Source organism: Saccharothrix violaceirubra, from assembly GCF_014203755.1.
GTDB classification, from domain to species: Bacteria; Actinomycetota; Actinomycetes; order Mycobacteriales; family Pseudonocardiaceae; genus Actinosynnema; species Actinosynnema violaceirubrum.
The window spans coordinates 1,569,566-1,596,340 of the sequence record NZ_JACHJS010000001.1 but is presented as its reverse complement, the minus strand read 5'-3'; the positions used below and the strand labels follow the sequence as shown (position 1 = coordinate 1,596,340).

At 71.6% G+C, this 26,775-nt stretch carries 25 protein-coding genes; 16 read left to right on the top strand and 9 right to left on the bottom strand.

Going from position 1 to position 26,775, the window contains the following annotated elements; all coding sequences use genetic code 11:
• Positions 1-52 precede the first annotated feature (52 nt).
• From F4559_RS08020 to F4559_RS08010, 3 genes are all read left to right on the top strand, one after another.
• Positions 53-5,518, top strand: coding sequence for an ATP-binding protein (locus tag F4559_RS08020; protein WP_184667155.1), 5,466 nt, complete (start codon positions 53-55; stop codon positions 5,516-5,518).
• A gap of 73 nt (positions 5,519-5,591) precedes the next feature.
• Positions 5,592-6,296, top strand: coding sequence for a phosphotransferase (locus tag F4559_RS08015; protein WP_184667154.1), 705 nt, complete (start codon positions 5,592-5,594; stop codon positions 6,294-6,296).
• Positions 6,293-7,183 carry an ADP-ribosylglycohydrolase family protein gene (locus tag F4559_RS08010; protein ID WP_184667153.1) on the top strand — a complete coding sequence of 297 codons (891 nt, stop codon included), beginning with the start codon at positions 6,293-6,295 and terminating at the stop codon, positions 7,181-7,183. Before F4559_RS08015 ends, F4559_RS08010 begins: the two co-directional genes overlap by 4 nt.
• Here the strand turns inward: F4559_RS08010 and F4559_RS08005 are convergent.
• The 4 genes from F4559_RS08005 to F4559_RS07990 all read right to left on the bottom strand — a co-directional run bounded on the left by F4559_RS08005 (position 7,143) and on the right by F4559_RS07990 (position 11,801).
• Entirely contained in the window at positions 7,143-8,276 is a 1,134-nt protein-coding gene (locus F4559_RS08005; RefSeq protein WP_184667152.1) for a hypothetical protein, read from the bottom strand. The two genes, F4559_RS08010 and F4559_RS08005, sit on opposite strands and share 41 nt — an antisense overlap.
• Positions 8,277-8,408: 132 nt before the next feature.
• On the bottom strand, positions 8,409-10,040 hold the full coding sequence (locus tag F4559_RS08000; protein WP_184667151.1) for an amidohydrolase: 1,632 nt from the start codon (positions 10,038-10,040) through the stop codon (positions 8,409-8,411).
• 373 nt (positions 10,041-10,413) lie between these two features.
• The gene (locus F4559_RS07995) at positions 10,414-11,061 is read right to left on the bottom strand and encodes a class I SAM-dependent DNA methyltransferase (protein ID WP_184667150.1); all 648 of its coding nucleotides are present in this window, start codon (positions 11,059-11,061) and stop codon (positions 10,414-10,416) included.
• Positions 11,062-11,093: 32 nt separating this feature from the next.
• Positions 11,094-11,801, bottom strand: coding sequence for a class I SAM-dependent methyltransferase (locus F4559_RS07990; protein WP_184667149.1), 708 nt, complete (start codon positions 11,799-11,801; stop codon positions 11,094-11,096).
• A 129-nt stretch (positions 11,802-11,930) separates the two neighbouring features.
• On the opposite strand from F4559_RS07990, the gene F4559_RS07985 reads away from it, so the two are divergent.
• On the top strand, positions 11,931-12,746 hold the full coding sequence (locus F4559_RS07985) for a class I SAM-dependent methyltransferase (protein WP_184667148.1): 816 nt from the start codon (positions 11,931-11,933) through the stop codon (positions 12,744-12,746).
• Here the strand turns inward: F4559_RS07985 and F4559_RS07980 are convergent.
• A complete protein-coding gene (locus F4559_RS07980) occupies positions 12,727-13,467 on the bottom strand; it encodes an SDR family oxidoreductase (protein ID WP_184667146.1) in 741 nt (246 codons plus the stop codon). The two genes, F4559_RS07985 and F4559_RS07980, sit on opposite strands and share 20 nt — an antisense overlap.
• Positions 13,468-13,496: 29 nt before the next feature.
• The gene (locus F4559_RS07975) at positions 13,497-14,135 is read right to left on the bottom strand and encodes a class I SAM-dependent methyltransferase (RefSeq protein WP_184667144.1); all 639 of its coding nucleotides are present in this window, start codon (positions 14,133-14,135) and stop codon (positions 13,497-13,499) included.
• A 65-nt stretch (positions 14,136-14,200) separates the two neighbouring features.
• On the opposite strand from F4559_RS07975, the gene F4559_RS07970 reads away from it, so the two are divergent.
• Positions 14,201-15,391 carry an MFS transporter gene (locus tag F4559_RS07970; RefSeq protein WP_184667143.1) on the top strand — a complete coding sequence of 397 codons (1,191 nt, stop codon included), beginning with the start codon at positions 14,201-14,203 and terminating at the stop codon, positions 15,389-15,391.
• 7 nt (positions 15,392-15,398) lie between these two features.
• Positions 15,399-16,010 (top strand): nucleotidyltransferase domain-containing protein, encoded by a 612-nt coding sequence (locus tag F4559_RS07965; RefSeq protein ID WP_184667142.1) that lies wholly within the window; start codon positions 15,399-15,401, stop codon positions 16,008-16,010.
• Here F4559_RS07965 and F4559_RS07960 read toward each other — a convergent pair.
• Together F4559_RS07960 and F4559_RS36240 are read right to left on the bottom strand one after the other, a co-directional pair.
• Positions 16,003-16,362, bottom strand: a complete 360-nt coding sequence (locus F4559_RS07960) for a hypothetical protein (RefSeq protein WP_184667141.1) — start codon at positions 16,360-16,362, stop codon at positions 16,003-16,005. The two genes, F4559_RS07965 and F4559_RS07960, sit on opposite strands and share 8 nt — an antisense overlap.
• 94 nt (positions 16,363-16,456) lie before the next feature.
• Positions 16,457-17,188 (bottom strand): helix-turn-helix domain-containing protein, encoded by a 732-nt coding sequence (locus F4559_RS36240; RefSeq protein WP_184667140.1) that lies wholly within the window; start codon positions 17,186-17,188, stop codon positions 16,457-16,459.
• 74 nt (positions 17,189-17,262) lie between these two features.
• Between F4559_RS36240 and F4559_RS07950 the strand changes: the two genes are divergently transcribed.
• The 8 genes from F4559_RS07950 (at position 17,263) to F4559_RS07915 (ending at position 22,970) form a co-directional block, all read left to right on the top strand.
• The gene (locus F4559_RS07950) at positions 17,263-18,114 is read left to right on the top strand and encodes an NAD(P)H-binding protein (RefSeq protein ID WP_184667139.1); all 852 of its coding nucleotides are present in this window, start codon (positions 17,263-17,265) and stop codon (positions 18,112-18,114) included.
• Between the two features lie 171 nt (positions 18,115-18,285).
• The gene (locus F4559_RS07945) at positions 18,286-18,852 is read left to right on the top strand and encodes a dihydrofolate reductase family protein (protein WP_184667137.1); all 567 of its coding nucleotides are present in this window, start codon (positions 18,286-18,288) and stop codon (positions 18,850-18,852) included.
• A gap of 337 nt (positions 18,853-19,189) precedes the next feature.
• Positions 19,190-19,423, top strand: a complete 234-nt coding sequence (locus F4559_RS07940; RefSeq protein WP_221447166.1) for a hypothetical protein — start codon at positions 19,190-19,192, stop codon at positions 19,421-19,423.
• Positions 19,424-19,560: 137 nt separating this feature from the next.
• On the top strand, positions 19,561-20,148 hold the full coding sequence (locus F4559_RS07935; RefSeq protein ID WP_184667133.1) for a GNAT family N-acetyltransferase: 588 nt from the start codon (positions 19,561-19,563) through the stop codon (positions 20,146-20,148).
• 226 nt (positions 20,149-20,374) lie between these two features.
• Positions 20,375-20,539, top strand: coding sequence for an RGCVC family protein (locus tag F4559_RS07930; RefSeq protein ID WP_184667131.1), 165 nt, complete (start codon positions 20,375-20,377; stop codon positions 20,537-20,539).
• A 228-nt stretch (positions 20,540-20,767) separates the two neighbouring features.
• Positions 20,768-21,670, top strand: coding sequence for an acyl-CoA desaturase (locus F4559_RS07925; RefSeq protein ID WP_184675548.1), 903 nt, complete (start codon positions 20,768-20,770; stop codon positions 21,668-21,670).
• A 387-nt stretch (positions 21,671-22,057) separates the two neighbouring features.
• Positions 22,058-22,474 carry an HPF/RaiA family ribosome-associated protein gene (locus F4559_RS07920; RefSeq protein ID WP_184667129.1) on the top strand — a complete coding sequence of 139 codons (417 nt, stop codon included), beginning with the start codon at positions 22,058-22,060 and terminating at the stop codon, positions 22,472-22,474.
• A 46-nt stretch (positions 22,475-22,520) separates the two neighbouring features.
• Positions 22,521-22,970, top strand: coding sequence for a hypothetical protein (locus F4559_RS07915; RefSeq protein ID WP_184667127.1), 450 nt, complete (start codon positions 22,521-22,523; stop codon positions 22,968-22,970).
• Between the two features lie 467 nt (positions 22,971-23,437).
• Here F4559_RS07915 and F4559_RS07910 read toward each other — a convergent pair whose 3' ends face one another.
• Positions 23,438-24,874: an NF041680 family putative transposase gene (locus F4559_RS07910; RefSeq protein WP_312865517.1), complete on the bottom strand. Its 1,437-nt coding sequence runs from the start codon at positions 24,872-24,874 to the stop codon at positions 23,438-23,440.
• 306 nt (positions 24,875-25,180) lie between these two features.
• On the opposite strand from F4559_RS07910, the gene F4559_RS07905 reads away from it, so the two are divergent.
• Entirely contained in the window at positions 25,181-25,918 is a 738-nt protein-coding gene (locus F4559_RS07905; RefSeq protein ID WP_184667125.1) for a GAF and ANTAR domain-containing protein, read from the top strand.
• A 5-nt stretch (positions 25,919-25,923) separates the two neighbouring features.
• Complete coding sequence (locus F4559_RS07900; protein WP_184667123.1) at positions 25,924-26,664, top strand: GAF and ANTAR domain-containing protein; 741 nt, start codon at positions 25,924-25,926, stop codon at positions 26,662-26,664.
• The last annotated feature ends 111 nt before the right edge of the window (positions 26,665-26,775 follow it).

The following is a 26,775-nucleotide window of genomic DNA, read 5'->3' as shown; positions in this document are numbered from 1 at the left end:
CGGCCGGGGAGGGTCGCGGTCATCCGTCGTCGACTTTGTGAGGCTCGTTCCGGTGTTCAGTCGTGTCGCGATCGTCAACCGGGGAGAGGCCGCGATGCGGCTCATCCACGCAGTCGGTGAGCTGAACGGGGAGGGCGGGCCGCGGATCGAGACCGTGGCCCTCTACACCGACGCCGATTCCACGGCCACGTTCGTGCGGGAGGCGGACGTCGCCTACTGCCTCGGACCGGCCGAGAACCGGCCCTACCTCGACCTGGCCGTGCTGGAGCGCGCCCTGGTCGAGACCGGCGCCGACGCCGCCTGGGTCGGCTGGGGGTTCGTGGCCGAGGACCCGGCGTTCGCCGAGCTGTGCGCCCGGCTGGGGATCACGTTCATCGGTCCGGACGCCGAGGCGATGCGCAAGCTCGGCGACAAGATCGGCGCCAAGCTGATCGCCGAGGAGGTCGGCGTCCCGGTCGCGCCGTGGAGCCGGGGCCCGGTCGAGACCCTGGACGCGGCGCTGGAAGCCGCGCAGCGGATCGGCTACCCGCTGATGCTCAAGGCCACGGCCGGCGGCGGCGGGCGCGGCATCCGCCTGGTGACCGGTCCCGACGAGCTGACCGACGCCTACGAGCGCACCAGCCTGGAGGCCGAGCGCGCGTTCGGCAGCGGCGTGGTGTTCCTGGAACGCCTGGTCACCGGCGCGCGGCACGTCGAGGTGCAGGTCATCGCCGACGGCCAGGGCACGGCGTGGGCGTTGGGCGTGCGCGACTGCTCCGTGCAGCGGCGCAACCAGAAGATCATCGAGGAGTCGGCCTCGCCGGTGCTGTCCGCCGAGCAGGCCGACGAGCTGAAAGCCGCGGCCGAACGCCTCACGCTCGCCGTGGGCTACCGGGGCGCGGGCACGGTCGAGTTCCTCTACCACCCCGGCGACAAGCTGTTCGCGTTCCTGGAGGTCAACACGCGCCTGCAGGTCGAGCACCCGATCACCGAGATCACCACGGACACGGACCTGGTCAAGGCCCAGCTGCACGTGGCGGCGGGCGGCCGGCTGACCGGCCCGAAGCCGGCCGAGTCCGGCCACGCCGTGGAGGCCCGGCTCAACGCCGAGGACCCCGACCGCGACTTCGCGCCGGCGCCCGGCCGGATCGCGCTGCTCGACCTGCCCGCCGGTCCCGGCATCCGGGTGGACACCGGCGTGAGCGAGGGCGACGAGATCCCGTCCCACTTCGACTCGATGATCGCCAAGATCATCGCCTATGGCCGCACCCGCGACGAGGCGCTGGGCCGCCTGCGCCGGGCGATGCGCGAGACGACCGTGCTCATCGAGGGCGGCGCCACCAACAAGAGCTTCGTGCTCGACCTGCTCGACCAGCCCGAGGTGATCGACGGCAGCGCCGACACCGGCTGGATCGACCGCGTGCGCGGCGAGGGCCGCCTGGCGTCCCAGCGGCACTCCGGCGTCGCGCTGGCCGCCGCCGCGATCGAGGCGTACGAGGACGGGAAGCGGGTCGAGCTGCGCCGCCTGCTGACCACCGCCAACGGTGGGCGTCCGCAGGTGCAGCACGAGGTCGGCCGCGCGATCGACCTGTCGCTGCGCGGCGCACCCTACCGGCTCACGGTCGCCGAGACCGGTCCGGGCCGCTACCGCGTCGGGTTCGTCGACGGCGACGACGTGCGCACGGTCGAGGCCGCACTGGAGCGGTTCGACGAGCACACCGGCCGGATCGTGGTCGACGGCACGCGGTTCCGCCTGGTCACGGGCACGCACGGCACCGTGCACCTGGTCGAGGTCGACGGGGTCACGCACCGGGTCAGCCGGGACGAGGGCGGCGTGGTCCGCTCGCCGGCGCCCGCGCTGGTGGTCGCCACGCCGGTCGCCGCGGGCGACGAGGTCGAGGCCGGTGCGCCCGTGCTCGTGCTGGAGAGCATGAAGATGGAGACGGTGCTCCGCGCGCCGGCGCGCTCGCTGGTGCGCGAGTGCGTGGTGTCGGTGGGCAGCCAGGTCGGCGCGGGCGCGCCGCTGCTGCGCCTGGAGCCGCTCGACGACGCCGAGGACGACACGGCCGCCGCGGCCGAAGCCGTCGACCTGGACCTGCCCGTGGCGGGCACCCTGTCCGCCGCGGACCGGGTCGCGCGCGGCCTGGCCGACCTGCGGGCCGCGCTGCTGGGCTTCGACGTCGACCCGGTCGACGCCGCCCGCACGGCGAAGGCGTACCAGGAGGCACGGGCCGAGCTGCCGCACCGGCCGCTGGCCGCCGAGGTCGGGCTGCTGGACGTGTTCGCCGACCTGGCCGAGCTGACCCGCAACAAGCCCGACGGCGCCGAGGACACGTGGGCGTCCAGCCCGCGCGAGCACTTCCACACCTACCTGCAGAGCCTGGACGCCGAGCGCGCCGGGCTGTCGGAGGCGTTCCAGGGCCGGTTGACCCGCGTGCTCGCCCACTACGGCGTGGACGGCCTGGACCGCACGCCCGCGCTGGAAGAGGCCGTGTTCCGGATCTTCCTGGCGCAGCGGCGCGCGTCGTCGGACGCGGCCGTGGTGATCGGCCTGCTGCGCCGGTGGCTGACCGAGGCGCCGCCCGGCGGCGAGCTGCGGCAGGTCGTCGGCCAGGCGTTGGAACGGCTGGTCGTGGCCACGCAGCTGCGCTTCCCGGTGCTGGGCGACCTGGCCCGCAGCGTGGTGTTCCGCTGGTTCGCCCAGCCGCTGCTGCGGCGCAAGCGGGCCGAGGTCTACACGCGGGTGCGCCGCCACCTGCGCCACCTCGACCGGCACCCGGACGCGGCCGACCGCGACGAGCGGATCGCCGACATGGTCTCCAGCCCCGAGCCGCTGGTGCGCCTGCTGGGCCGGCGCATCGACCGGCCGGGCCTGGACGGCGGGCCGCTGCTGGAGGTGCTCTGCCGCCGCTACTACCGCGAGTACGGCCTGACGGACGTGCGCTGCGAGCCGGTGGCCGGGCGGCCGTTCGTGACCGGCGCGTACGAGCTGGACGGCCGGCCGCAGCGGCTGCTGGCCACGATCGCCGACATCGCCGACCTGCCCGCCGCGCTGGCCGGGATCGCCGGTCTGGCCGGCGCGGCCGAGGAGTCGACCGCGCTGGTCGTGGACGTCTACCTCACGTGGGTCGACCGGCCGGCGGACGTGGACGTGCTGGCCGCCGAGCTGCGCGAGACGTTGTCGGCGACCGCGCTGCCCGGCCGGCTGCGCCGGTTGACCGTGACGGTCGCCGAGGGCGACGGCGGCGTGGGACACCACCACTTCACGTTCCGGCCGTCGTCGACCGGGCTGACCGAGGAACGCCTGATCCGGGGCCTGCACCCGCTGGTGGGCCAGCGGCTCCAGCTGTGGCGGCTGCGGCACTTCGACCTCACCCGGCTGCCGTCGGTCGACGAGGACGTGCACCTGCTGCGCTGCGTGGCGCCGAAGAACCCGGCCGACGAGCGGCTCGTGGCCATGGCGCAGGTGCGCGACCTGACGCCGTTGAGCGACTCCGAGGGCCGCATCCTGGCGCTGCCGGCCGTGGAGGGCGCGCTGGCCGCGTGCCTCGACGCGATCCGCAAGGTGCAGGCGCAGCGCCCGGCGACGAAGCGGTTGGACACCAACCGGGTCGTGCTCTACGTGTGGCCGGCCAGCGACCTCGCGGCCGACGACCTGGCGAGCGTGGCGCAGCGCGTGCTGCCGACCACGGCCGGCGCGGGCATCGAGGAGGTGCTGTTCCTGGGCCGCCGCAAGGAGGACGGCCGCGTGACGCCGATCGCGGTGCGGCTGACGTTCGACGCGACGACCGGGGTGCGGATCGAGGTCACCGAGCCGCCGGCCGAGCCGGTCCAGCCGCTGGACGACTACGGCCAGAAGGTGCTGCGGGCCCGGCGGCGCGGCACGGTGTACCCGTACGAGCTGACCGACATGATCGCCGGTCCGGGCGGGTCGTTCACCGAGTACGACCTGACCGACTCGGCGGTGTTGGCGCCGGCCGAGCGGGCGAAGGGCCTGAACAAGGCGGGGATCGTGGTGGGTGTGGCGACCACGCCCACGACCCGGTACCCGGAGGGCATGACCCGCGTCGTGCTGCTGGGCGACCCGACCAAGGCGTTGGGCGCACTGTCCGAGCCCGAGTGCGCCCGCGTGATCGCCGCGCTGGACCTGGCCGAACGCCTGCGCGTGCCGGTCGAGTGGTACGCGCTGTCGGCGGGCGCGCGGATCGCGATGGACTCCGGTACCGAGAACATGGACTGGATCGCCGCCGCGCTCAAGCGGATCGTGCACTTCACGCAGGACGGCGGTGAGATCAACATCGTGGTGGCGGGCATCAACGTCGGCGCCCAGCCGTACTGGAACGCCGAAGCCACGATGCTCATGCACACCAAGGGCATCCTGGTGATGACGCCGGACTCGGCCATGGTGCTGACCGGCAAGCAGTCGCTGGACTTCTCCGGCGGCGTGTCGGCCGAGGACAACTTCGGCATCGGCGGCCACGACCGCGTGATGGGCCCCAACGGCCAGGCGCAGTACTGGGCTCCGGACCTGCGCGGGGCGCACGGCGTGCTGCTGGCGCACTACGAGCACAGCTACGTGCTGCCGGGCGAGGAGGGGCCGCGGCTCGCGGGCACCACCGACCCGGTGGACCGGGACGTGTCGGACTTCCCGCACTCCGCGCCGGACAGCGACTTCACCACGGTCGGCCAGATCTTCTCCCGCGAGACCAACCCGGACCGCAAGAAGCCGTTCGACATCCGCGCGGTGATGCGCGCGGTGGCCGACCAGGACCACCCGGTGCTGGAGCGCTGGGCGGGCATGGCCGACGCGGAGACCGCCGTGGTGCAGGACGTGCACCTGGGCGGGCGGCCGGTGTGCCTGCTGGGCATCGAGTCGCGGTCGGTGCAGCGGCGCGGTTTCCCGCCCACCGACGGCCCGGACACCTACACGGCGGGCACGCTGTTCCCCCGCTCGTCGAAGAAGGTGGCGCGGGCGATCAACGCGGCCAGCGGCAACCGGCCGGTCGTGGTGCTGGCCAACCTGTCCGGGTTCGACGGCTCGCCGGAGTCGATGCGCAAGCTCCAGCTGGAGTACGGCGCGGAGATCGGCCGGGCGATCGTGAACTTCGAGGGCCCGATCGTGTTCTGCGTGATCTCGCGCTACCACGGCGGCGCGTTCGTCGTGTTCTCCAAGGCGCTCAACCCGAACATGACGGTGCTCGCGGTGGACGGCTCGTACGCGTCGGTGCTGGGCGGTGCCCCGGCGGCGGCCGTGGTGTTCGCCGGTGACGTGAACGCCCGCACGGCGGCCGACCCGCGCGTGACGGAGTTGGAGGAGCGGGTCGCGGCGGCGGCCGGCACCGAGCGGGCGGCGCTGGTCGCCCGGCTGGCCGACGTGCGCACGTCGGTGCGGGCCGAGAAGCTGGGTGAGGTGGCGACCGAGTTCGACGGCGTGCACTCGATCCAGCGGGCCCAGCGCGTGGGCTCGGTCGACGCGATCATCCGGCCGCAGGAGCTGCGGCCGAGCATCGTCGCGGCCGTGGAGAACGGCAAGGCGTGATCCCGACGCGGGCCGGGGGTTCTCCCCCGGCCCGCGTTGACAGCGCGCGTGCACCGAACGGATCATCGGCGGTGTGATCGAGGAACGGTTGACCGGCGGCAACATCACCGAGGTCGTCGTGCGCGTCGGCGACACCGTGCGGCGGTCGCCGGGCCCGGAGTTCGCGGTGCGGGTGCTCGAACACCTGGAAGCCGTCGGCTATCCGTACGCGCCACGCCACCTGGGCACCGACGAGCGGGGCCGGGACGTCCTGACCTTCGTCCCCGGCCACACCACCGACCACCCGTCCCAGCGGGCCGAGGGCGCGTACGCGCTGGCCGGGACGATGTTGCGCCGCCTGCACGACGTCACCACCGGGCACCCGTTGGCCGGGGACCGGGAGTGCGTGGTCCACGGCGACGCGGGACCGTACAACACCATCGTCCACGACGGACTCCCGGTGGCGTTCGTCGACTGGGACGGCTGCCGGCCGGGCGACCGGATCGACGACCTGGGTTATCTGGCGTGGACGTGGTGCGTCCTGGCGTCGGGCACGGTGCCCGTCGCCGACCAGGCCGCCCACCTGCGCGAACTGCGCGCGGGCTACGGCGAGGTAGACCCGGACGACCTGGTCGCGGCGATGGTCCGGCAGCAGACCCGGCTCGCCGACCTCGAACAGGCCACCCTCGACAACCCCGCGTTCGGGCAGGCCCGCCGCGACCACGCCCGCCGGGCCGTCGAGTGGGCCGTCGCCTCCCGTGATCTCGTCCTGCGGCACGAGAACCTCTTCCGCGCGTGAGACCCGGCGCGGAAGTCTCGTTGCGCGGCCTGGCCCTGGGGGACGCGTTCGGCGAGCGGTGGTTCGCCTACCCCGTCAAGGAACGCGTCCAGGCCATCGCCGACCGCCGCCTGGTCGCCGGCGTGTGGCCGTGGACGGACGACACGGCCATGGCGCTGTCGGTCGTGCACGTCCTGCGCGAGTTCGGCCGGATCGACCGGGACACGCCGGCGCAAGCGTTTGCGACGACCTTCCACCACGACCCGCACCGCAAGTACGGCAGCGGGATGCGCCGGGTGTTGCGCGCACTCCACGACGGCGCCGACTGGCGCGAGGTCACCGTCACGGTGTTCGACGGCCAAGGCTCCTGGGGCAACGGCGCGGCCATGCGGGTCGCGCCGCTGGGCGTGTGGTTCGCCGACGACCTCGACGCCGTGGTGGACCAGGCCCACGCCCAGGCTGTGGTGACGCACGCCCACCCCGAGGCGGCGGCCGGTGCGATCGCCGTGGCCGTGGCGGCGGCGGCGAACGCCCGAGGCCGCGATCTCCTCCCCGCCGTGCTCGACCGCACGCCCGAGGGCGAGGTCGCGGCCGGGCTGCGGCGGGCCGAGCGCTTGTCCTTCACACTCGACCCGCGCACGGCCGCGAACGAACTGGGCCGTGGACGACGCCTGTCCGCCGTCGACACGGTGCCCTACGCGGTGTGGTGCGCCGCGCGCCACCCGGACGACCTGATCGCGGCGCTGTGGGCGACCGCTTCGGCCGGCGGCGACGTGGACACGACGTGCGCCATCGTGGGCGGCATCGTCGCGCCACGCGCCGGATCCGACCACCCTCCACAGTGGACTCCCGAACCGCTGCCCGACCTCAGCGCGGCATCCGGTCGGGACCGTACACCCGCGACCTGACCACGCCGAACCCGAAGGCCGTGAGCACGCCCAACAGTCGCTCACGCACCGCGTCCACGACCTCGTGCGCGGGGAACTCCCCCTTGCAGTCGGCCTCCAACCGCCACTCCCCGGTCCCCCGGAACAACCGCAGCCGGGTGTCGGGCGGCAACTCGAAGCCGGTCGTCACGCCCCGCACCGCGTTCTCCTCGCGCGGCCGGTCGACGAGCGGCTCCAGGTCGAGCGCCTCGCACAGCCGGGCCAGGACCTCCGGGGTGAGGGCACCGGGGTCGAACTCGACGTGGACGACATCGCGCGATTCGACGTACGGGTCGTCCTCCGAGTCGTCCCAGACGTCGTACCCGTCGATGAGCGTCGCGAGGTGCGATCCTTCCAGCCCCCGGTAAGGACAGCCGGCCACGCCTTCGCGCAGCGTGGCGGTGTCGTCGTCCGGTGCGATCCACAGGAGTTTCCCGGACTCCAGCCACGGTCCGAGGTCGTAGTCGTTGTCCTCGACGTCGAAGAAGAAGTACTCGTGCCCGCCACCGCCCAGCGGCGGCGACATGGTCATGCGCCCCCAGATCCCGATTCCGTCCACAGTGGACGGCAACGGGCCGAAGTAGCTGACCGCCCAGCCGACGTGCGTCCCGATCGGCACCTGCGCGATCACCGCCCGCACCCCGTCCTCCCGCAGCAGCCTGGGCACGACGTAAGGCACCCGCGGACCGGGCCGACACCGGAACGGCACCCACGCGACCTCACCGCGCAACGCCACCGCCCCGGTCATCGCCAACCAGGTCGGCGGCAGCTCCGGCGCCCGTCGGACCGGGTAGTTCGAGTCCCAGAACCACCCGTCCAGGCCCCCGGTGTCGATCGCCCACCGCACCACGGCCCCGGTGTCGGGGCAGCGGGCCACGGTCACGTCCGGCAGCAGGTCCCGGTATTCGTCACGCAGCAGCGCCCACCGCACCGCGTCGTCCGGGTCGGGTAATCGGCGGACGAGCCACACGTCGTCGCTCAGGTCGCTCGCCAGGTCCATCTCCTCGGCGCGGTAGAGCAGGTCGTTGCCCTCGGCCACGATCTCCGCCCGCCGCGCGAGCCAGTCAGCCGTCACGGTTCCCCCCTCGACTCGTGATCAAGCCAAGCCGACCCCCTACCCGTCGACAACGCAGAACTGCGGACGTCTTCCCCGGCAACGGAAAAGCCCGCCCGCCGGACCGGCGAGCGGGCTGTCCACAGTGGACTGTCAGCGCTGGAAGACCCGGCGGCCGGCGAACCACGTCTCGACGACCTCGGTCGTGTACAGCGCCTCCACCGGGCTGTCGAACGGGTCGCGGTCGAGGATGACGAAATCGGCGGACTTGCCCGGGGTGAGCGAGCCGGTCACGTCGTCCACGCCCATGGCGCGGGCGCCCGACAGCGTGAACGCCTCCACGGCCTCGGCGAGCGTGATGGCCTGCTCGGGCCACAGCGCGCCGGGGTGCGCCCCGGTCGGGTCCTGGCGGGTGACCAGGCCCTGGATGCCCTCGAACGCGTTGGGCGACTCGCTGACCGGCCAGTCCGAGCCGCCCGCGACGAGGGCACCGGAGTCGAGCAGGGCGCGGTTGGGCTGCATGCGCGCGGCGCGTTCGGCGGGCAGCACGTTCGCGATGGCCGACGGGATCACGCCCGGCACCCACAGGAACGGCGAGATGTCCGCGGCCACGCCCAGCGCGCCGAACCGGGCCAGGTCGTCGGGGTGCACGAACTGGCCGTGCGCGATCTGGACCTTGGTGGTCGTGTCGCCGCCGGCGCGCAGCTTGCCGACGGCGTCGAGCGTGGCCCGCACGGCCGCGTCGCCGGTGCAGTGGATCTTCGCCGACAGGCCGGCCGCCGCGGCGGCGCGCAGCCAGCCCTCCAGCTCGTCCGGTGCCATGGTCGGCGCACCGTGGAAGCACGCGCCGTGCGCCTCGTCGGGCAGGTAGGGCTCCAGGAACGCGGCCGTGTGGGTGGGCGGCACGCCGTCGAGGAAGATCTTCACGAAGTCGGGCCGGTGGTGCTCGGTGCGGTAGCGCGCGCCGGCCTCGATCAGCGCCGACCCGATCGGGTCGAACCCGAAGATCGGGTCGTTGATCAGCAGCGACGTGACGACCCACGCGGCCAGCTCGCCCGCCTCGTCCAGGCTCTTGAGCGCGCCCAGGATGTCCACGGACACGCCCGCGTCCTGGAACGCGGTGATGCCGTACGAGTGCAGTGTGGCGATGGCGTGGCGCGAGGCCGCCGCGTGCTGGTCGACGGTCAGCTTCCGCTTCTCCTGCAGGGCCCGCTCGACCTGGATGCCCGCGGCCTCCAGCAGCACACCGGTCGGCTCGCCGGTCGCCGGGTCGCGGACGATCACGCCGCCCGCCGGGTCGGGTGTGGCCGCGGTGACCCCGGCCAGCTCCAGCGCGCGGCTGCTGACCCACCGGTTGTGCCGGCTGTCGTCGGACAGCATGACCGGACGGCCGCCGGCGGCCTCGTCGAGCGCACGCCGGGCCGACTCCTTCGACAGGGTCTCCACCAGCGTGGACGCCCAGGCGCCGCCGACCACCCACTCGTCCGGGCCCAGGTCGCGCGACCAGGCGCGCACGGCGTCCAGGATGGCCTCGAACCCGTGGTCGCCGCCGAAGGTCAGCTCGAACAGCGCGGCCCGGCCGGCGAGCGCGTGGTGGTTGTGCACGTCGACCAGGCCGGGCATGACGAACGCGCCGCCGAGGTCGCGGACCTCGGTGTCGGGGCCGGCCTCGACGTCGTCGAGCGCCAGCACCCGGCCGCCCTCGACGGCCAGCGTGGTGGCCCGGGGGCGTGCGGGGTCGACCGTGTGGACGGTCGCGTTGGTGAGGATGAGATCGGCGGCCAAGGCGCGGGTCACTCCCTGTGGTCACGGGCGTCACCGCGCGCGGCGGCACCGGCCGGCCGTGGACGCCGAGAACGGATCGGCGGAGCGCGACCCGCTCGGGCGCACTCCCGGACCAGGGCAGTCTCGACTCGACCGGGCACCGGCGGAACGCCCCGGGCGGGACCGTGCCGCACCGGTCAAGAAGGATGCGCTGACAGCCAACCACCCGCCACCCGAACCCTCGGAAGTGCCTTCCGTAGCCACCGTGGTGCCACGATCACCTACGAGTGGCGCGGCCACTTCGACAACGCCGCCCTCGACGCCCCGCACGCCGAAGGCTTCGCCGGCTGCGGCTTCCGCCCGACGAAGGCGGGCCTGATCGCGCTGTAAGGGCTCAGGCCGGTCGGCGTGCGCACAGCACCGCCCCCGGCACCTCCTTGTCGGGGTCGACCACCAGGTGCGCCTCGACCTCGAACCCGGCGTCGCGCAGCCACCCGGCCACCCGTTCGGGCCGCCGGCGATGCACGTGGACCCGCATCGGGTGACCGCCGTAGCCCTCGGTCTTGAGCCGTGACACGTCGCCGACGTGGAACCCGATCTGCACCGGCGTGCCGGGTCGCAACACCCGGTGGAAGTGCGCGAACACCGTCGGGACCTCCTCGTCGGGCACGTGGATCACCGACCACCAGGCCAGCAGTCCGCCGAGCGAACCGTCGGGCAGGTCCAGCTCCGTCATCGAGCCCACCTCGAAGCGCAGGTCGGGGTGCGACCGCCGGGCCAGGTCGACCATGCCGGGCGACAGGTCGACGCCGAACACGTCGACCCCCAGCCCGCGCAGATGGGCGGCCACCTCCCCCGGCCCGCAGCCCACGTCGGCCACGGGCCCGCCGCCGGCCTCCCGCACCAGGTCGGCGAACAACGCCAGCGCCGACCTCAGGTAGGGCTGTTTCGCCAGGGACGCCCGCACGTACTCGGCGTAACCGACCGCGACAGTGTCGTACGAGGTCCGCGTGTCCTCCACCCAGTCATCCACGACCGGCACGCTAGCCGCGACCCCCGACAGTCCCGCCGGCGTCACAGGCGCACGGACGCGAGCAGGCCCACCGGGGGCAGCAGACCGGCGGCGAGCCGGCGTTCCTCGGCCGCCCGGACGCCGGCGAGCACGTCGGCGATCCGGTCGGCGGGTCCGTCCCAGGTGCCGCCGCGACCGTCGACCAGGCGCCACAGCACCGCCGTGTCCACCACGGTCGGTTCGGCGCCCAGGCGGCGCAGGCCGTCGAGCAGCACGGAGCCGCGCAGCAGGAAGTCGTGCCCGGCGACCCAGGCGTCGAGCGGGTCGTCCGCCGGCACGTCGGCGTGCAGCAGACCGGCGGCGACCAGCAGCGCCCGGGTGTCGTGGAGGAAATGCGCGGCGGCGCGGTCCACCCGTTCCCAGGCGAACTCCTCCAGCACGACCAGCCCACCCGGTGCCAGCGACGCGGCGTGGGCCAGGATGCCGTCCAGGTCGTCGGCGTGGTGCAGCGACCGCGTGAACAGCACGACGTCGTACTCGCCGGTGACGTCGCGGACGTCGGCGTGCAGGACGTGGACACCGCGTTCCTTCGCCGCCGCGACCATGTCGGCGTCGCGGTCCACCCCGACGACCTCGTAGCCCCGGCCCGCCAGCGCGGCGGCCAACGCACCACGACCGCAACCGGCTTCGAGGATGCGCGCCGGCGGCGCCGGCAACAGTTCTTCCAGGCGGGAAAGCGTGGGGGGTACCGCGATCGGGGAAAGATCCATCCGGCCGATGCTAGCCCGCGCGGGTTCCCCCCGACACCGGTTTACCGACCGTCCGCCCGATAGTCCACAGTGGACTTTCAGCCTCGAAAACCGGCTGTGCCGCCCGGCGTGCGGTCATAGCATCGGCTCATGGACGACGTGGCGGACGAGATCGTCGAGCACTACCGGTCGATCGACGAGAGCACGCGGATCACCGAGGGCTTCGGCCGACTGGAACTCGAACGCACGCGGGAGATCGTGCGGCGCCACCTGCCCCCCGGCGGCCTGCGGGTGCTCGACGTCGGCGGGGCCACCGGCGCGCACGCCGCCTGGCTCGCCGCCGACGGCCACCGGGTGGCGTTGTTCGACGTCGTCGCGGAGCACGTGGCCCGGGCCCGGCGCCTGGCCGAGGACACGCCGGGCCTGACCGCCGACCTGGGCGATGCCCGTGACCTGCCCGTACCCGACGACTCCTTCGACGCCGCGCTGGTGTTCGGCCCGCTCTACCACCTCACGGAACACGAGGACCGGCTGGCCGCGTTGCGCGAGGTCCGCCGGGCCGTGCGACCCGGCGGGTGGATCTTCGTCGCGGCGGTCTCCCGGTTCGCGTCGCTGTTCGACGGCCTGGCAAGGGGTTTCCTGTTCGACCCGGAGTTCCGCCGGATCGTGGCCGCCGACCTGGCCACCGGCCGGCACCGCAACGACGGGCACCACCCGGGGTGGTTCACCACCGCCTACTTCCACCGTCCCGAAGAACTGCGGCAGGAGTGCGTGGCCGCGGGTCTGGAGGTCGTCGAGGTGGTCGGCGTGGAAGGGCTCGCGGTCTGGCTGTCGCACCTCGCCGACCGGTGGTCCGATCCGGCGGACCGCGAGGTCGTCCCGCGTTCCGCCCGGCTCGTCGAGAGCGAACCGGCCCTGCTCGGCCTGAGCGCCCACCTCGTCGCGGTCACCCGGACGCCGGCGTGACCCTGCTGTCCCACGCCCGCTGGACCTCGGGGTACAGCTCCTCGAGGTGACGCGGGATCGACGCCTTGATCGCGCGGGCCTTCTCGTCGGCGAGGACCTCCTCGTACCCGTCCCGGACGGCGTCGAGCGTGAGCGCCGCGATGTGCTCGGGACTGGCCTTCGCCGCGGTGACACCGGCGGCCATGTCGGTGTCGATGTAGCCGCAGTGCACGCCGACGACGAGCGTGCCCTGGCGGCGCAGCTCGACCCGGACGCCGTTGGTCAACGCCCAGGCGGCGGCCTTGGAAGCGCTGTAGGACCCGGTGGCCGGGTTGGTGTAGAAGCTGGCCACGGACAGGATGTTGACGATCGCGCCGCCGCCGTTGCGCCCCAGGGGCGCGGCGAACGCCTGGCACATGGCCAGCATCCCGAAGTAGTTGACGGCCATCTCCCGCGCGGCCGGTTCCGTGCCGGAGACGCCGAGCAGGGGGCTGTTCGTCAGCACACCGGCGTTGTTGACCAGCAGGGTCACGTCGCCGCACCGCTCGGCCGCGGCGGCGACCTGCCCGGGGTCGGTGACGTCCAAGCGGACGGGCACCACGCCGGGCACGGTGACCGTGTCCGGTTCACGCGCGGCGGCGTACACGGTCTTCGCGCCGCGGGCGAGCAATTCGGCGGCCAACACCCGCCCGAGTCCCCGATTGGCGCCGGTCACCAACGCCGTCGAACCACCGATGTCCATGTTCTCCCCCCGGAGCCTGTGCCACGACTCTACCCGTCAAGATCGACTGTCTTGCGGAGCAGCAGCATCGCCTGCCGGAAGCGCTCCCCCTCGTCGGGTTCGCGCACCAACCGCGCCACCTCGACGAGACCGTTGTCGCGCGACAGCTCCGCGAGACGGTCGGGCGACCACCGGTAGGCGGGCGTGACCTTGTGGTCGAACTCCCGCGGCACCGGATCGTCACCGGCGAAGAACCCCAGCAGCACCAGCCCTTCGGGCGCCAGTACCCGCCGGAACTCGGCGAACACCGCCGGCACGTGCGGCGGCGGCGTGTGGATGACGGAGTAGAACGCGAGAATGCCGCCGAGCACCCCGTCGGCCAGGTCCAACGCGGTCATCGACCCCTCGTCGAACCGCAGGTCCGGGTGCGCCTGCCGGGCCAGGCCGATCATCGCGCCGGACAGGTCGACCCCGTAGACGTCCAGGCCGAGCGAGCGCAGGTGCGCGGTCAGGTGTCCGGGTCCGCACCCGACGTCGGCGACGGGACCGCGCACGAGTTCGGCGAAGGCGGCCAGGAACCCGCGTTCCAGCGGCTTGGCGTCCAGGAAGTCGCCGAACAGTTCGGCGTAGAGGGACGCGACGGCGTCGTAGGCGGCTTGGGTTTCGCGCAGGACGGACTCCTCGGTCACGGCCGGAACCCTACCGCCGGAATTCGATATAACGCCCGAATAATCATCGCGTTAGCGTAAGGCGAATGCGGAACACCATCCACGGCTATCGGGCCGTGTACGGAAGGCCGGGTTTCCGGCGGTTCTGGCTCGCGATGCTGGTGTCGCGCGGCGGGGACGCGGTGACGACGGTCGCGTCGGCCTGGCTGGTGCTGGACCTGGTCGGACCGGCACACCTGGGTGTGCTGCTGCTGTGCGCCGGGCTGCCCCGGGTCGTGACCGGACCGGTGGCGGGCCGGCTGCTGGACCGATGGCCGGCGCACGTGTTGCTGGTGTGGGACAACGTGTTGCGCGGGTGTCTGGTGGCTGCCGTACCGGCTTTGGCTTACGCGGACGCGTTGCAGGTCGGGCACATCCACGTCGTGGTGCTCCTGTGCGCGGCGTCGTCCGCGGTCACGGAGGTCGCCGAGGGCACGCTGGTGCCACGCCTGGTCGCGGATGCGGAACTGGAATCGGCGAACTCGCTGCTGTCGGTGAACTGGGAGGTCGCGTACGTCGTGGCGCCGCCGTTGGCCGGTGCGGCGGTCGGCGCGGTGGGCGCGGAATGGGTACTGGCGCTCGACGCGGCGAGTTTCGCGGTGGCCGGCGTGCTGTGCGCCGGAGTGCCGCGATCGGCACCCGTCAAGACCGGGACCCCGGGACCGGCGGGGTTCGGGACCCTGTTCCGGCTGCCGGTGGCGTGGGTGTCGACGGTGTGCGCAGCGGGTTTCCTGTTCCTCGGCGGCATGGTCGAGGTGTTCCACCCCGTGTTCGTGCGGGACGCGCTGCACGCCGGGCCCGTGGCGTTCGGGGTGGTGTCGGCCGCCGCCGGAGCCGGCGGGTTGTGCGGTGCCGTGTTCGGACCGCCGCTGTACGCGCGGGTGCCGCGCCGGTGGCGGGTGTCGGCGGCGATCGCCTGCCCCGCACCGGTGTTCGCGTTGTTCGCCGTGGTGGACGGCGTGATCGCCGCGGCCGTCGTGGCGGGCGTGACGGCGTTCCTGTGGGCGCCGTACTACGCGCTGGAACGGTCCCGCTTCCAGCGTTCCCTGCCCGACGACCTGCGCGCGCGGGTGATGGGCGCCAGAACCTCGTTGTGCGCCTTGGGTTTCCCGGTCGGCGGCGCGGTCGGCGGCCTGCTGCTCACCACGGCGGAAGTGACGACCGCAGCCGTAGTGATCGCGTCGGGGTTCGTGCTCCTGGCGGCCGTACCGACGCGCACGCACGGAGGTCGGCGATGATGACGACATGGCGCCGACGCACACGCCCTGGGGAACCTGGGACCCGATCACCCCGACCGAGGTCGCCGGGCTGTTCGCCGGGGTCGGGTTCCCGTGGTGGGTGGCCGGCGGGTACGCCGTGGAACTGGCCGTCGGCCGTCCCGTCCGCGAGCACGTGGACCTCGACGTGCTCCTCCTGCGGCGCGACCACCTGGCGATCCAGGACGTCCTGGCCGGCTGGGAGTGGTGGGCGGCCGACCCGCCCGGCGTGCTGCGCCCGTGGCGTCCCGGCGAACGCCTGCCCGTCGACGTGCACGACATCTGGTGCAGGCCCGACGCCGACCAGCCGTGGCGCGTCCAGTTCATGCTGGCCGAAGCCGAGGACGGGACCTGGATCTCCCGACGCGACCCCGACCTCCGACGTCCGATCGCGACACTCGGTGGCGTCGACGGCGGCGGAATCCCGTTCCTCAGCCCCGAAATCCAGTTGTTCTACAAGGCCAAGGGCCTGCGCCCGAAGGACGACGCGGACTTCGCCGCAGCCCTGCCGGTGCTGACCGCCGACCAACGCGCCTGGCTGGCCGACGCGCTGGCCCGCACCCACGGCGAGCACCCCTGGCTGCCGCTCCTGGCTACCTGAACTCGGGCACGACCTCGATCGGCCCGACCAGGTGGGCGTTGAACTCGTCGGGTTCCCCGGCCGGGACCCACAGCTCCAGGATCGTCCGACCGCCGGCCCGCCGCACCGGGTAGCGCGCGAGGAAGGCGGACTCGACCCGGAACCGGGTCACGTAGCCGACACCGCTGTGCGGGACGTTCCAGTCGCGGGCGATCTTGATCGCGTAGTCCTCGTCCAGCACGGGGTAGCAGATCGGCTGGTCGGGAAGCCGCGGCGGCCACGCACGCCACCCGGACTCCCGGACGAGCGCCAACTCCTCCGGACCGGTCGGACGCCACGGCACCGTGGTCGCCGTCTCGTCGTCCTGGACCACCCTGCGCTCCTTCACCCTCGACCGATCGGCTTCGCAGCCCAAGTTCGGTCCACGTCCACTGCCACGCGATTTCCGACGGACCCTCGTGGTGGCGTCAGCACGACACTACGGGCAGCCGCCCGGCGAGGAAGTCGGTCGGGGTCACGCGCATGACCTCGCGGAAATGGGCGGTCATGTGCGATTGGTCGTAATAGCCGGACTCCCCGGCCAACAGCGCCCGGGGCTCGCGACGCAGTCCGGACAGGACGGCCCGCAGCCGGGCGAGCCGGACGAACCGCTTCGGCGGGATGCCCACGGTCGTGGTGAACGCGTCGCGCAGGTGCCGTTCGCCGACGCCCAGGCGTCGGGCCACGTCGCCGATCCGGAAATCGCCGTCCTTCCGCGCGAGTCCGATCGAGGCCCGGCGCACGAGTTCCGCTGTCGCGCGGTCCCGGAGCCGTGCGGCACGGACGCGGTCCGCCAGGGCCGCCGCCATCCGGTCGAGGACCGCCCCCGGTCGGGCGGTGGCCGTCCCGCGGAGTCCGTCGAACGGCACGACCCGGTCGGCGAACCCGTCGACCGGCATGCCGAGGAGCACGCGGGCAGCGCCTGGTGCGAACCGGAACCGCACGCAGACCGGCACGTCCTTGGCGTCGTAGTAGGCGGCGCGAGTGCGTGGGCCCATGACGAACAGGGCGCCGGCGCCATCGGCGAGGGTCCGCCACACGAGCGTGGTGGCCGCGTCGGGCAGGTGGACCAGCGGGCCCGAGCGGTAGGACTCGAGATCGATGCCGTCCACCCAGTGCAGCAGCTCGGCGGGGACCGGCAGTCGTCGGGGCGCGTCCACGACGCCAGGCTATGCGCCCGCGACCGTGCCGGAATTTCCTATAGGCCGATGCGCGGCGCTGAAAGGCTGCCGCCATGATCCTGATCACCGGAGCCACCGGCACTGTCGGTCGTGAAGTCCTTCGACTGCTGGCAGGGCGTGGCGTGCCGCTGCGCGCGATGACCCGCGACCCCGCCCGCCTGTCCTCGACCGGGGCGGTGGTGCGGGCCGATTTCGGGGCGCCGGACACGCTGCGCGACGCCGTCGTCGGCGTGGACAGCGTCTTCCTGGTCACCGCACCCGGGGCCCGGGTGCCCGAGCACGACCTGGCGATGATCGACGCCGCCCGCGCCGGCGGTGTGCGCAAAGTGGTCAAACTGTCGGCCGTCGGCGGCCGTGGCACCGATCCGGCGCGGTGGCACGCGCCCGGAGAGCGGGCCCTGGCCGAGAGCGGGTTGGCCTGGACGGCACTGAGGCCGTCCTCGTTCGCCTCCAACGCGCTGCGCTGGGCGGACACGATCCGGGCCGGCGGGCCGGTGCCGAACCTGACCGGGACCGGCGCGCAGGGCGTCGTCGACCCGCGCGACGTGGCCGAGGTGGCGGTGGCGGCGCTGCTCGGCGACGGGCACGACGGCACGACCCCGACCCTGACCGGCCCCGACCTGATCGGCGTGCCGGACCAGGTCGGCCACCTGTCCGAGGTGCTCGGCCGCCGGATCGCCACCGTCGACGTCCCGCCGGACGTGGCACGGGAACGGATGCTCGCCGACGGGCTGGACCGGACTTTGGTCGACGTGGCCGTCCACGGCGCCGAACTGGTCCGCGCCGGCGGCAACGCCTTCGTGACCGACGACGTGCACCGCATCCTCGGCCGCCCGGCGCGCTCGTTCCGCACCTGGGCGCGGGATCATCGCGACGCGTTCCTCGCCCCGCCGGCGGTGGGGTAGGCAAACCTGTCAGTCCGGCCGTTCCACCAGGTGACCGCCGATCTCCAGGGCCTCGGCGAGAAAGCGACGAGCCGGCCGCAGTACGAAGAAGTCGGCCACCGCGCCATTGTCCATTCCACCGCCGGAGCGTCGTCCGACGAGTCCCGCCGCGTTGGGGCAGTGTGTACGACCATGGGAAAGCTGACCTACGGCATGAACGTCTCGCTGGACGGTTACATCGCCGACGCGAACGGCGACCTGGGCTGGAGCGAGCCGGACGAAGAACTGCACCAGTACTGGAACGACCGCACCGGCGACGTCGCACTGTCGCTGTACGGCCGGAAACTGTACGAGCTCATGTCGGCCCACTGGCCGACCGCCGCCCAGGTCCCCGACGTGCCCCCGGTGGAGGCCGAGTACGCCCGCCTGTGGCTGGCCATGCCGAAAGTCGTCTTCTCCCGGACCCTGGAATCGGTCGACTGGAACTCGAGCCTGGAACGCGGCGACGCGGTCGAGACCACACAACGCCTCAAGGCGGAAACCGACGGCCTGATGGAGGTCGCCGGCGCCACTCTCGCCGCACCCTTGATCAGGGCCGGCCTGGTGGACGAGTTCCACGTCCTCCTGACACCGGTGGCGATCGGCAGCGGCACCCCGTTCTTCCCCGCACTGCACCGGTGGCTCAAGCTCGACCTGGTGGAGAACCGCACCTTCAAGTCGGGCGCGGTCCTCCTGCGCTACCGGACCGCACGCGCCTAGAAGCCCACACCGACGCGAGAAGGGCCAGGCGGGAAGGCCCCGAAGAAGCATCAAGCGCCAGGCCACGCCGTGGCCTGGCGCTTGCGGGGATGCCGTATGTGCCCCCCGGCGGGAGCCCCACAGGATGATAACAGGCCTGACCAGCGGTTTCAGGTTGGATGCTTGGTTGTGCAGGCCGGTTACATGTTGTAGTAGTCAGGTAGCGCCCGTGTGTGGTGACGCGCTGTTGCCGTTTCGGTGGTGCCACAGCAATACGTCGCGTATGACCGCCGCCTGGTGCAGGCCAAGACGCTCAGCTTCGGCGCCGTCAACGAGGTTGGTCTCGAAGACGACGTCCGTGTCCTTGGGTTTCGATGAGCAGAACGGTTTTCCGACGACTGGACTCCGCGCCGATTCGGTTGTGATCGATCGAAATGTTCCCGACTCTCGTTGCATGCCGTTCACGGCCGGCTGGAGCTGGAAAATCGTCAGCAAGCCGATCTTCGCAGCCCAGATACTCACAGCTGATTATCAGGAAGTGCTCGTCAGATCTTTTGTGGTCGGGAAGAAATTTCGTCACGCGTACAAGTGATGCGCGTAGTATGGCGAGAGGAGCCTCCTGCCCGAAGAGGGTTCTTGATTCTTCCGGAATGACCTTGAGTACCATGACGGACCATTTTCTCAAAATCGCCCGGCCAGATCGTGTGACCGGGGGGACGGAGTGCCGACATGAGCACGTCGACATGGACGACCGACTCGGTGACCACGGAGCGATTGACCTTGCGGCCCTGGCGGGTCGACGACGCACAGGCCGCGCTGGATGTTTACGGCCACGCCGAGGTGACTCGCTGGCTCAGCCCCGACATGGACAGGGTGCCTGACCTCGCGGCCATGAGGCTGCTGCTGCAGCAGTGGAGCGCCGAGGGCGCCCGGTTGCCTGCTCCGGCCGGCCGATGGGCAGTCCGACGCACCTCCGACGACTGTGTGATCGGCGGCGCCGTCCTGCTCCCGTTACCGCCCGGCAACGAGGATCTGGAGATCGGCTGGCAACTGCGCCCCGATGCCTGGGGCAACGGGTACGCCACCGAGACCACGCACGCGCTGGCCGCCTGGGCGTTCAGTCAGAACGTCCACGAGATCTTCGCCGTCGTCCGCCCCGGCAACGTTCGCGCCGCGGCCACCGTCCGGAAGAACGGCATGCACTGGGTCGGCGAGACCACCAAGTACTTCGGTGTCGAGTTGCAGGTGTTCCGCCTCCGTGCGGCCGACCTGGATCCGGCGGCGCCTACGGCACTTCGGCCACCTGGCGGCGATTGAGCGCACAGTCCCGCAAGGAGAAGTTCGGGAGCGCAGCTACCTCGAGAGCGGCTGCGGGGAACGCTTCGGCGTCTCCGACGGGCTACTCGCAGTGCCGCTCCCGCGCTCCGTCCTCACCGGCGCCTGGGACACCAGCGAGGTCATCCGGCGAGCCGTCGAGGTCCGCGAAGGAACCATCCTGAACCCCGCATCCTCCAGTTCCGACATCGATCATCGGAGTACCCGCATGCCCACGTCTGAGCCGCAAACCGCCGTACTGGCCGACCATGCCGACGCCGCCGAGATCTGTGTGGCGTGCCCGCACCCGTGGCACGAGCACGACCCGCTCAGCGTTCGCTTCTGCACCGCGACCACGGCTGTCGCGCTGTCCCGAGGCTGCATCTGCCGGTGACATGGGGGGCACCTGACTTCACATTCACGCCGGTTTTGCCACTACCACACCACGGGTATCCATGCGGTGCGATGACCTGACGCGGGTCGCTCGACGCGCGCACCCGCCAAATCCCACACCGATCGCCCCGGACCCCGGCGACGGAGAACGCATGCCGTTCCCGGAGGTACGAACGTGAGCACGCAAGTCGAATCAAACGTCCGCCGAGTCGATGCCGCGCCGCAGCCCATGCTGGCCGGTGAGAAGTCCCCGGCCGAGATGTTCCTGGTCAAACTGTTCGCCGTGATACCGGCGCTGGCACTTGCCGCAGCGGTGCCGCCGGCATGGGGCTGGGGCCTCGGCTGGGTCGATGTGGGCCTCGTGGCCTTCTTCTACAGCCTCACCTGTCTCGGGGTCACGATCGGGTTCCACCGCTACTTCACGCACGGTGCTTTCAAGGCCACCCGTGCGCTGCGGATCACCCTCGCGGTCCTCGGCAGCACGGCCATGCAGGGCCCGATCATCGGATGGGTCGCCGACCACCGCCGTCACCACGCCTACGCCGACCGCGAAGGCGACCCGCACTCGCCGTGGCTCTTCGGCACCTCGGCCCGCGCACTGGCCAAAGGCTTCTGGCACGCTCACATGGGCTGGATGTTCCGACGGGAACTGACCAACGCCGCCCGCTTCGCCCCCGACCTGCTCACCGACCCGGACATCCAGCGCGTCAACCGGTGGTTCCCCGCACTGACCGCCGGGACACTGCTCGCCCCGGCACTCGCCGGAGGCCTGATCACTTGGAGCTGGTGGGGCGCACTCACCGCCTTCTTCTGGGCCGGGCTCGTCCGCGTCGCCCTGCTGCACCACGTGACCTGGTCGGTCAACTCGATCTGCCACATGATCGGCGACCGGCCCTTCACCGCGCGCGACAAGTCCGCCAACTTCCGGCCGCCGGCGATCCTGTCGATGGGCGAGTCCTGGCACAACTCCCACCACGCCGATCCCACCTGCGCCCGCCACGGCGTCCGCCGCGGTCAGATCGACATCTCCGCACGGTTGATCCGGGTCTTCGAGAAGCTCGGCTGGGCCACCAACGTCCGCTGGCCGAGGCCGGAACGACTGGCCCGCAACCTCAGATCCACCACCTCCTGAACAACTTCGCTTGTCCCGCAAGGGAAGTGACCCAAAGGGCTCGTGCCACCAAGATGGGGTGTAGGGTTGTGTCCGTGGGGCAGGTGCGCTTTCGCATTCCCCAAACCCTCGCGCCGTGCAGCCACTTCGGCTTCAGCACGCACAGGACGCGAAGAAAGCCGGAAACCATGAGAAACCAGAACTTGTCGCGTCCCGAAACGGCGGACGAACTGTTCAGTCACCCCGAAGAACACCACTCACTCGCGAAGCCCGGCTCTCCAGACGAGCAGCGGTCCTACGCGACCCTGTTCCGTGAACCAGTGCCGGCACCGCGAAGGTCAGCCTGAACGCCGGCAAGCCATCGCCCGGCACCAGCGGTGCGAAACTCCACAGAGGACTGACAAGCGCATGCCCGACACTCGTGAAGGCACGGCAATCGTCGCCCAACGCCTGAACCTCGCCACCGGATTCCTCGCATCCGAACGCGGCTGGGTCTCGGAACGCCTGAGCAAGCTCGGCTCGCGGTTGCGCTCGTTCCGCCACGACGAGATCGACCTGGAAATCAGCATGAAGGACCGTCGGGGTGCCGGGCAGCGAGTCACCCTGGAATGCTGGATCAACTGCCGCCCACGTCTGCACCTCGTCGCCACCTCCTCGGCACGCGACCTGCCCGCAGCACTGGGCGAGGTCCGCAACGAGCTGATTCGGCAGGTCGATGTGGCCGAGACGCGCACTGATCCACGCGGCAACCGCGTGCTGCGGTTGGTGCCCAGACTGCCCGACGGCGAACAGAACTCGATCCCCGTACGGGATCCCCTGCTCTGACGATCCACATGGACTGGAAAGCCGGACGCCCGGGTGTGGAGCAGGCATGGGGATCATCACTGAACCAGCAGGCGAAGAGGAACACCCCGTGACGAGTTCAGCTCGGGTCAGCGGAAGGATCCGAGGGGGCGCCGCCGTGATGTCGGCTGTTCTCGTACTGCTCGCGGTCGTCCTGGCGATACCGCTCGGCGTCTCGGAAGCCGGTGTGGCGCTGCTGGGTGTTCTCGGGTGGCTGGTCGCCCTGGCGGCGCGGCTGCCGGCGCTCGCCTCCGCGGGCAGGCTCCCCGACCTCGACCGCAGCCGCACCATCCTCGAGTCTGCCTCCGCGATCACTGACGAAGTCGTCCGCTCGCGCTCGTACTGGTCGTTGTCAGCGGACACGCTGCCGCGCTCTGGGCGGGCTTCGGCTGGGCGTTGGCAGAACTCGTTTTCGTCGTCGCGACGCACCTCTCGCGGTTCAGTTGGCCCATCGGAGGCCAAGCGGCGGAACAACTGAAGTCCCAGGGTGGATTCCTCAGCACTCATCCCGCACACAGCGGTGTCCGTGGCATCACGGCGACCTCGTTCCACCTCGGTGCCACGCCGCTGCTGGCCACGGGACCGTGGTGGGTGTTGGCCACCGCCTCCGCGCACGTCACGGTGAACCTGGTGTTCGTCCGATGGGCTCGTCGGCGACTGGTATCGGTCGAAGTCTTCAGCGCGGTGGTGAGTGTGGCCTTGCTGGTCGCCGGATTGGCAGCTTCCGATCTGCGTCGAGTACGCCAGAACGGGCGCTGTCGCAACCGCAGCGGCGTAGAATGGAGTTACCGAGGGCATGTCGTTGCACCGGCGGTCAAGCTGGTGCCGCCTTTGGCGCACAAGGAAGTCCGGCCGTTTCGGCTGGAGTCGGGAGCGCCGAGATGATCTCGGAACCGCTCTGCACCACCACGGAGCCGACCGTGCGGCACGGTCTTGGCTTGTTCTTTAAGGTCGTTGCCGTTGTGGGTCGATGAGCGACACAGGTCGTTTGACGGTCTTGCCGACGTCGTAGCGGGGTGCGGGGCGGCTGTTCCTGGTGCCCGGTGGGCGTCCCGGGCCTGGTCTGGTGGGTTTTGGCGCGCTGGCGGGGAGGACCGTGTCGGCGCGGAGGTTCCGAAACCCGCGTCGGACCCGTGCCGGGGTGAGTGTGCCCGGCGCGGCGGGTTTCTCCCAGGGACGTCGGAGGTCGGCGGCCAGCGGTCGGGCGAGGCGGAGTTGGGTGTGTGCGGCGATCGGCAGCCAGGTCCACCGGTCGGCCGCCTCGGGCCTGCGGAGTTTCGGGGTGGTCCAGCCGAGGGTCTGCTTGAACAGGCGGAACGTGTGTTCCAGGTCGAAGCGCCGGAGGAACGCCCGCCACCAGCGGTCGACGTCGGCCGCGGTGGCGCCGGTGGCCGAGGACCACAGCCACACCGGCTTGGCCTCGCGGTCGCCGGGCAGGTGCTCGACCTTCAACCTGATCAGGGTGCCTTCGACGATGGGCAGTGGTCCGTCGTGGTCGAGCCAGGCCGCGCGGTGGGTCAGGCGTGGATGCAGCCGGTCCCGGGCTTGTGCCTCGGCCTTGCCGTAGCGGGTGGTGTCGGTCGTGGTGACCGCCGTTGGCCGCGGCCGGGTCGTCGGGTCGGCCGGGGCGAACTCGCCGCCGTGTTCGGGAGGGCGGCCGTTGGCGCCCGGCAGTCGGGGCGGCGCGGGCGGCCGCAGCACCCGGTCCGAGCGGATCCGGCCCGTCACTTCGACAGGGAGACCGTCCAGGACGAACGCGAGGCGGGTGATGTCGTAGCCGGCATCGGCGACGATCAGGACCGACGGATCCCCCGGCCGCCACTGCCCGGCCGCGACCAGGCGTTCGACGACGCCCCTGAGCTGGGCGGCGGTGACCGCGGTGGCGTCGGCGGCGGGGCCCAGTCGCGTCACGTCGAGGATCGCCGTCCACGACGAACGGCCCGGCTCCAGCGCGGCGACGAACGAGTACGGCCAGCCGGGAATGAACTGCGACGCGCTTCTGGCCCGGCCGTGGACGTGGCAGAACAACCGTTCCGCCGAGCAGGCCGCGTCCGATCGCAGCCACGGGGACACGTCCACCGCCGGCACGATCCGCCCGTCCGGGAACCGCGGTAGCGGCGCACCGGCCAGTGCCCTGCGCAGCCGACCGGTGTCGACGTGGCCACGATTCAGCGCGTCGTACAGGGCGCCGTGCCCACGACGGTGCTCGGGGATCAACGTCAAGTCGACAGGCGACTTCACCGGCCCGACTGCGCACAGCGTCGCGTCGGCCGGTTCGAACAGCACGTCCGACCGCGCGGTCGGACACCCGTAGAACTCCTGGCGGAACCCGGACAACTCCCCGAGCGCCGCCGCACGTTCGGCATCGTGCACACTGATCACCGCAGCCCTTGAGTCGGTCTTCCCTCTGTCGCAAGAGGAATGATCAACCAAGGGCTGCGCTCATGATCAACCGGGTACACCCGACCGGCACCCACAGGTTAGAGAACAAGCTCAGTGGACACCAGCGCCCGGAATCCGGTGTCCACCGGTACACCGGCGGGGCCGCGCTGCCACGTTCCGCAGTAGGAGCTGCCGTGTTCGACGAGCGCCACCCCCGCACTGGTCCCGATCGCTCCCATATGCGGAGGCTGGCAGCGGGCGCGTGAAGGACTAGAGTCCGTACGTACGAGATCACAATGGCGAGGAGTGACCGGCGTGGGCACGAATCGGCATCTCGACCTGCTCGTCGTGATCAATGAGATCGCCAGGGCCGACCAGGTGCCCGTCCGTGTCCGCCATGTCTGTCTTGCCTGCAAGGTCCGCCTGAACGCGGCCGGCGTCGCGGTCTATCTGGTCGGTAGCGCGCAACCGCTGGAAGTCGCCGGAGCCACCGGCGAGGAGATGGCCGAGCTGCAGGCGACGGTGGGTGAGGGGCCGATGTCGGAGGCTTCGCGGCAGAACCACCCGGTGTTCGTGTCCGATCTGGCGGACGGGTGGAGCGCGAGTCGCTGGCCCGCGTTCGCCGCGGCCGCGGCCGCGGCCGGGGTGGCGGCGGTCTTCGTGATCCCCCTGACGCTCGGGGCGATCGCGCTGGGCGCGCTGGAGATCTGCCGGGACGTCGCCGGCCCGTTGTCACAGGACGAACTCGCGGACGCGCTGCTGTTCGCGGACACCGCGACAACGTTGCTGCTCGGGGGGCCCGCGACGCCGGCGACGCCGGACGGCGCCGACCTGTGGGGCACCGAGCCGGAGCGCCGGTGGGGAGTGGTGCACCAGGCGACTGGCATGGTGTCGGTGCAGCTGGACACCGATCTCGGTGAGGCGTTCCTGCGGTTGCGGGCGCACGCGTTCCTCACCGGCAACCGCCTGTCGGAGGCCGCGGCCGACGTGGTTGCGCGCAGACTGAGATTCACCCCGGATACCAACCATGAGAAACAGAGGTGAGTCACGTGTTGGACCGGCGGATCGCTCAGACCTTCGTCGAACTGGCGGACACGCTCGTGCTGGGGTTCGACGCCATCGACTTCCTGCACACCCTCACCGAACGCTGTGCCGAGCTGCTGGAGGTCGACGCGGTCGGGATCCTGCTGGCGGATCAGCGGGGTGCGCTGAACCTGGTGGCCGCGTCCACCGAGCAGGCCAGGATGCTGGAGCTGTTCCAGCTGCAGGACGAGGAGGGCCCCTGCCTGGAATGCTTCCGCACCGGGCAGCCGGTAGCGTGCGACGACCTGGCCCAGGAGCCGCAACGCTGGCCCCGGTTCACGCTCGCGGCGCGCGAACAGGGATTCTCCGCCGTCCACGCGGTGCCGATGCGACTGCGTGAGCAGATCGTCGGCGCGCTGAACCTGTTCCGGACCTCCCCAGGGGTCATCCCGGAGGACGCGGTCGAGCTGGCCCAGTCCTTCGCCAACGTCGCGACGATCAGCATTCTCCAGGTCCGTGCGCTCAGGCACAGCGAGATGGTCACCGAACAGCTGCAGAACGCCCTCAACAGCCGTGTCGTCATCGAACAGGCCAAGGGCATCCTGACCGAACGCCTGCAGATCGCTGTCGCGGACGCGTTCTCCCTGATGCGGAACTACGCACGCACCCACAACCAGCTGCTGTCGGACGTCGCGAAGCAGGTGATTTCGCGATCGCCCGAGGTCGCCGAACTGACGGGGATCGACAATCTCGGGTCACGCCATTAGAGAGGCACGGCGCAGTCCACCGGCGTAAATTCGACGAAGCAGAGAGCACTTCGCGCGTCGGGAGCCGGACTGGCGCCGTCCTCGGCGCTGCCCGAGAACGGTCATGAGACG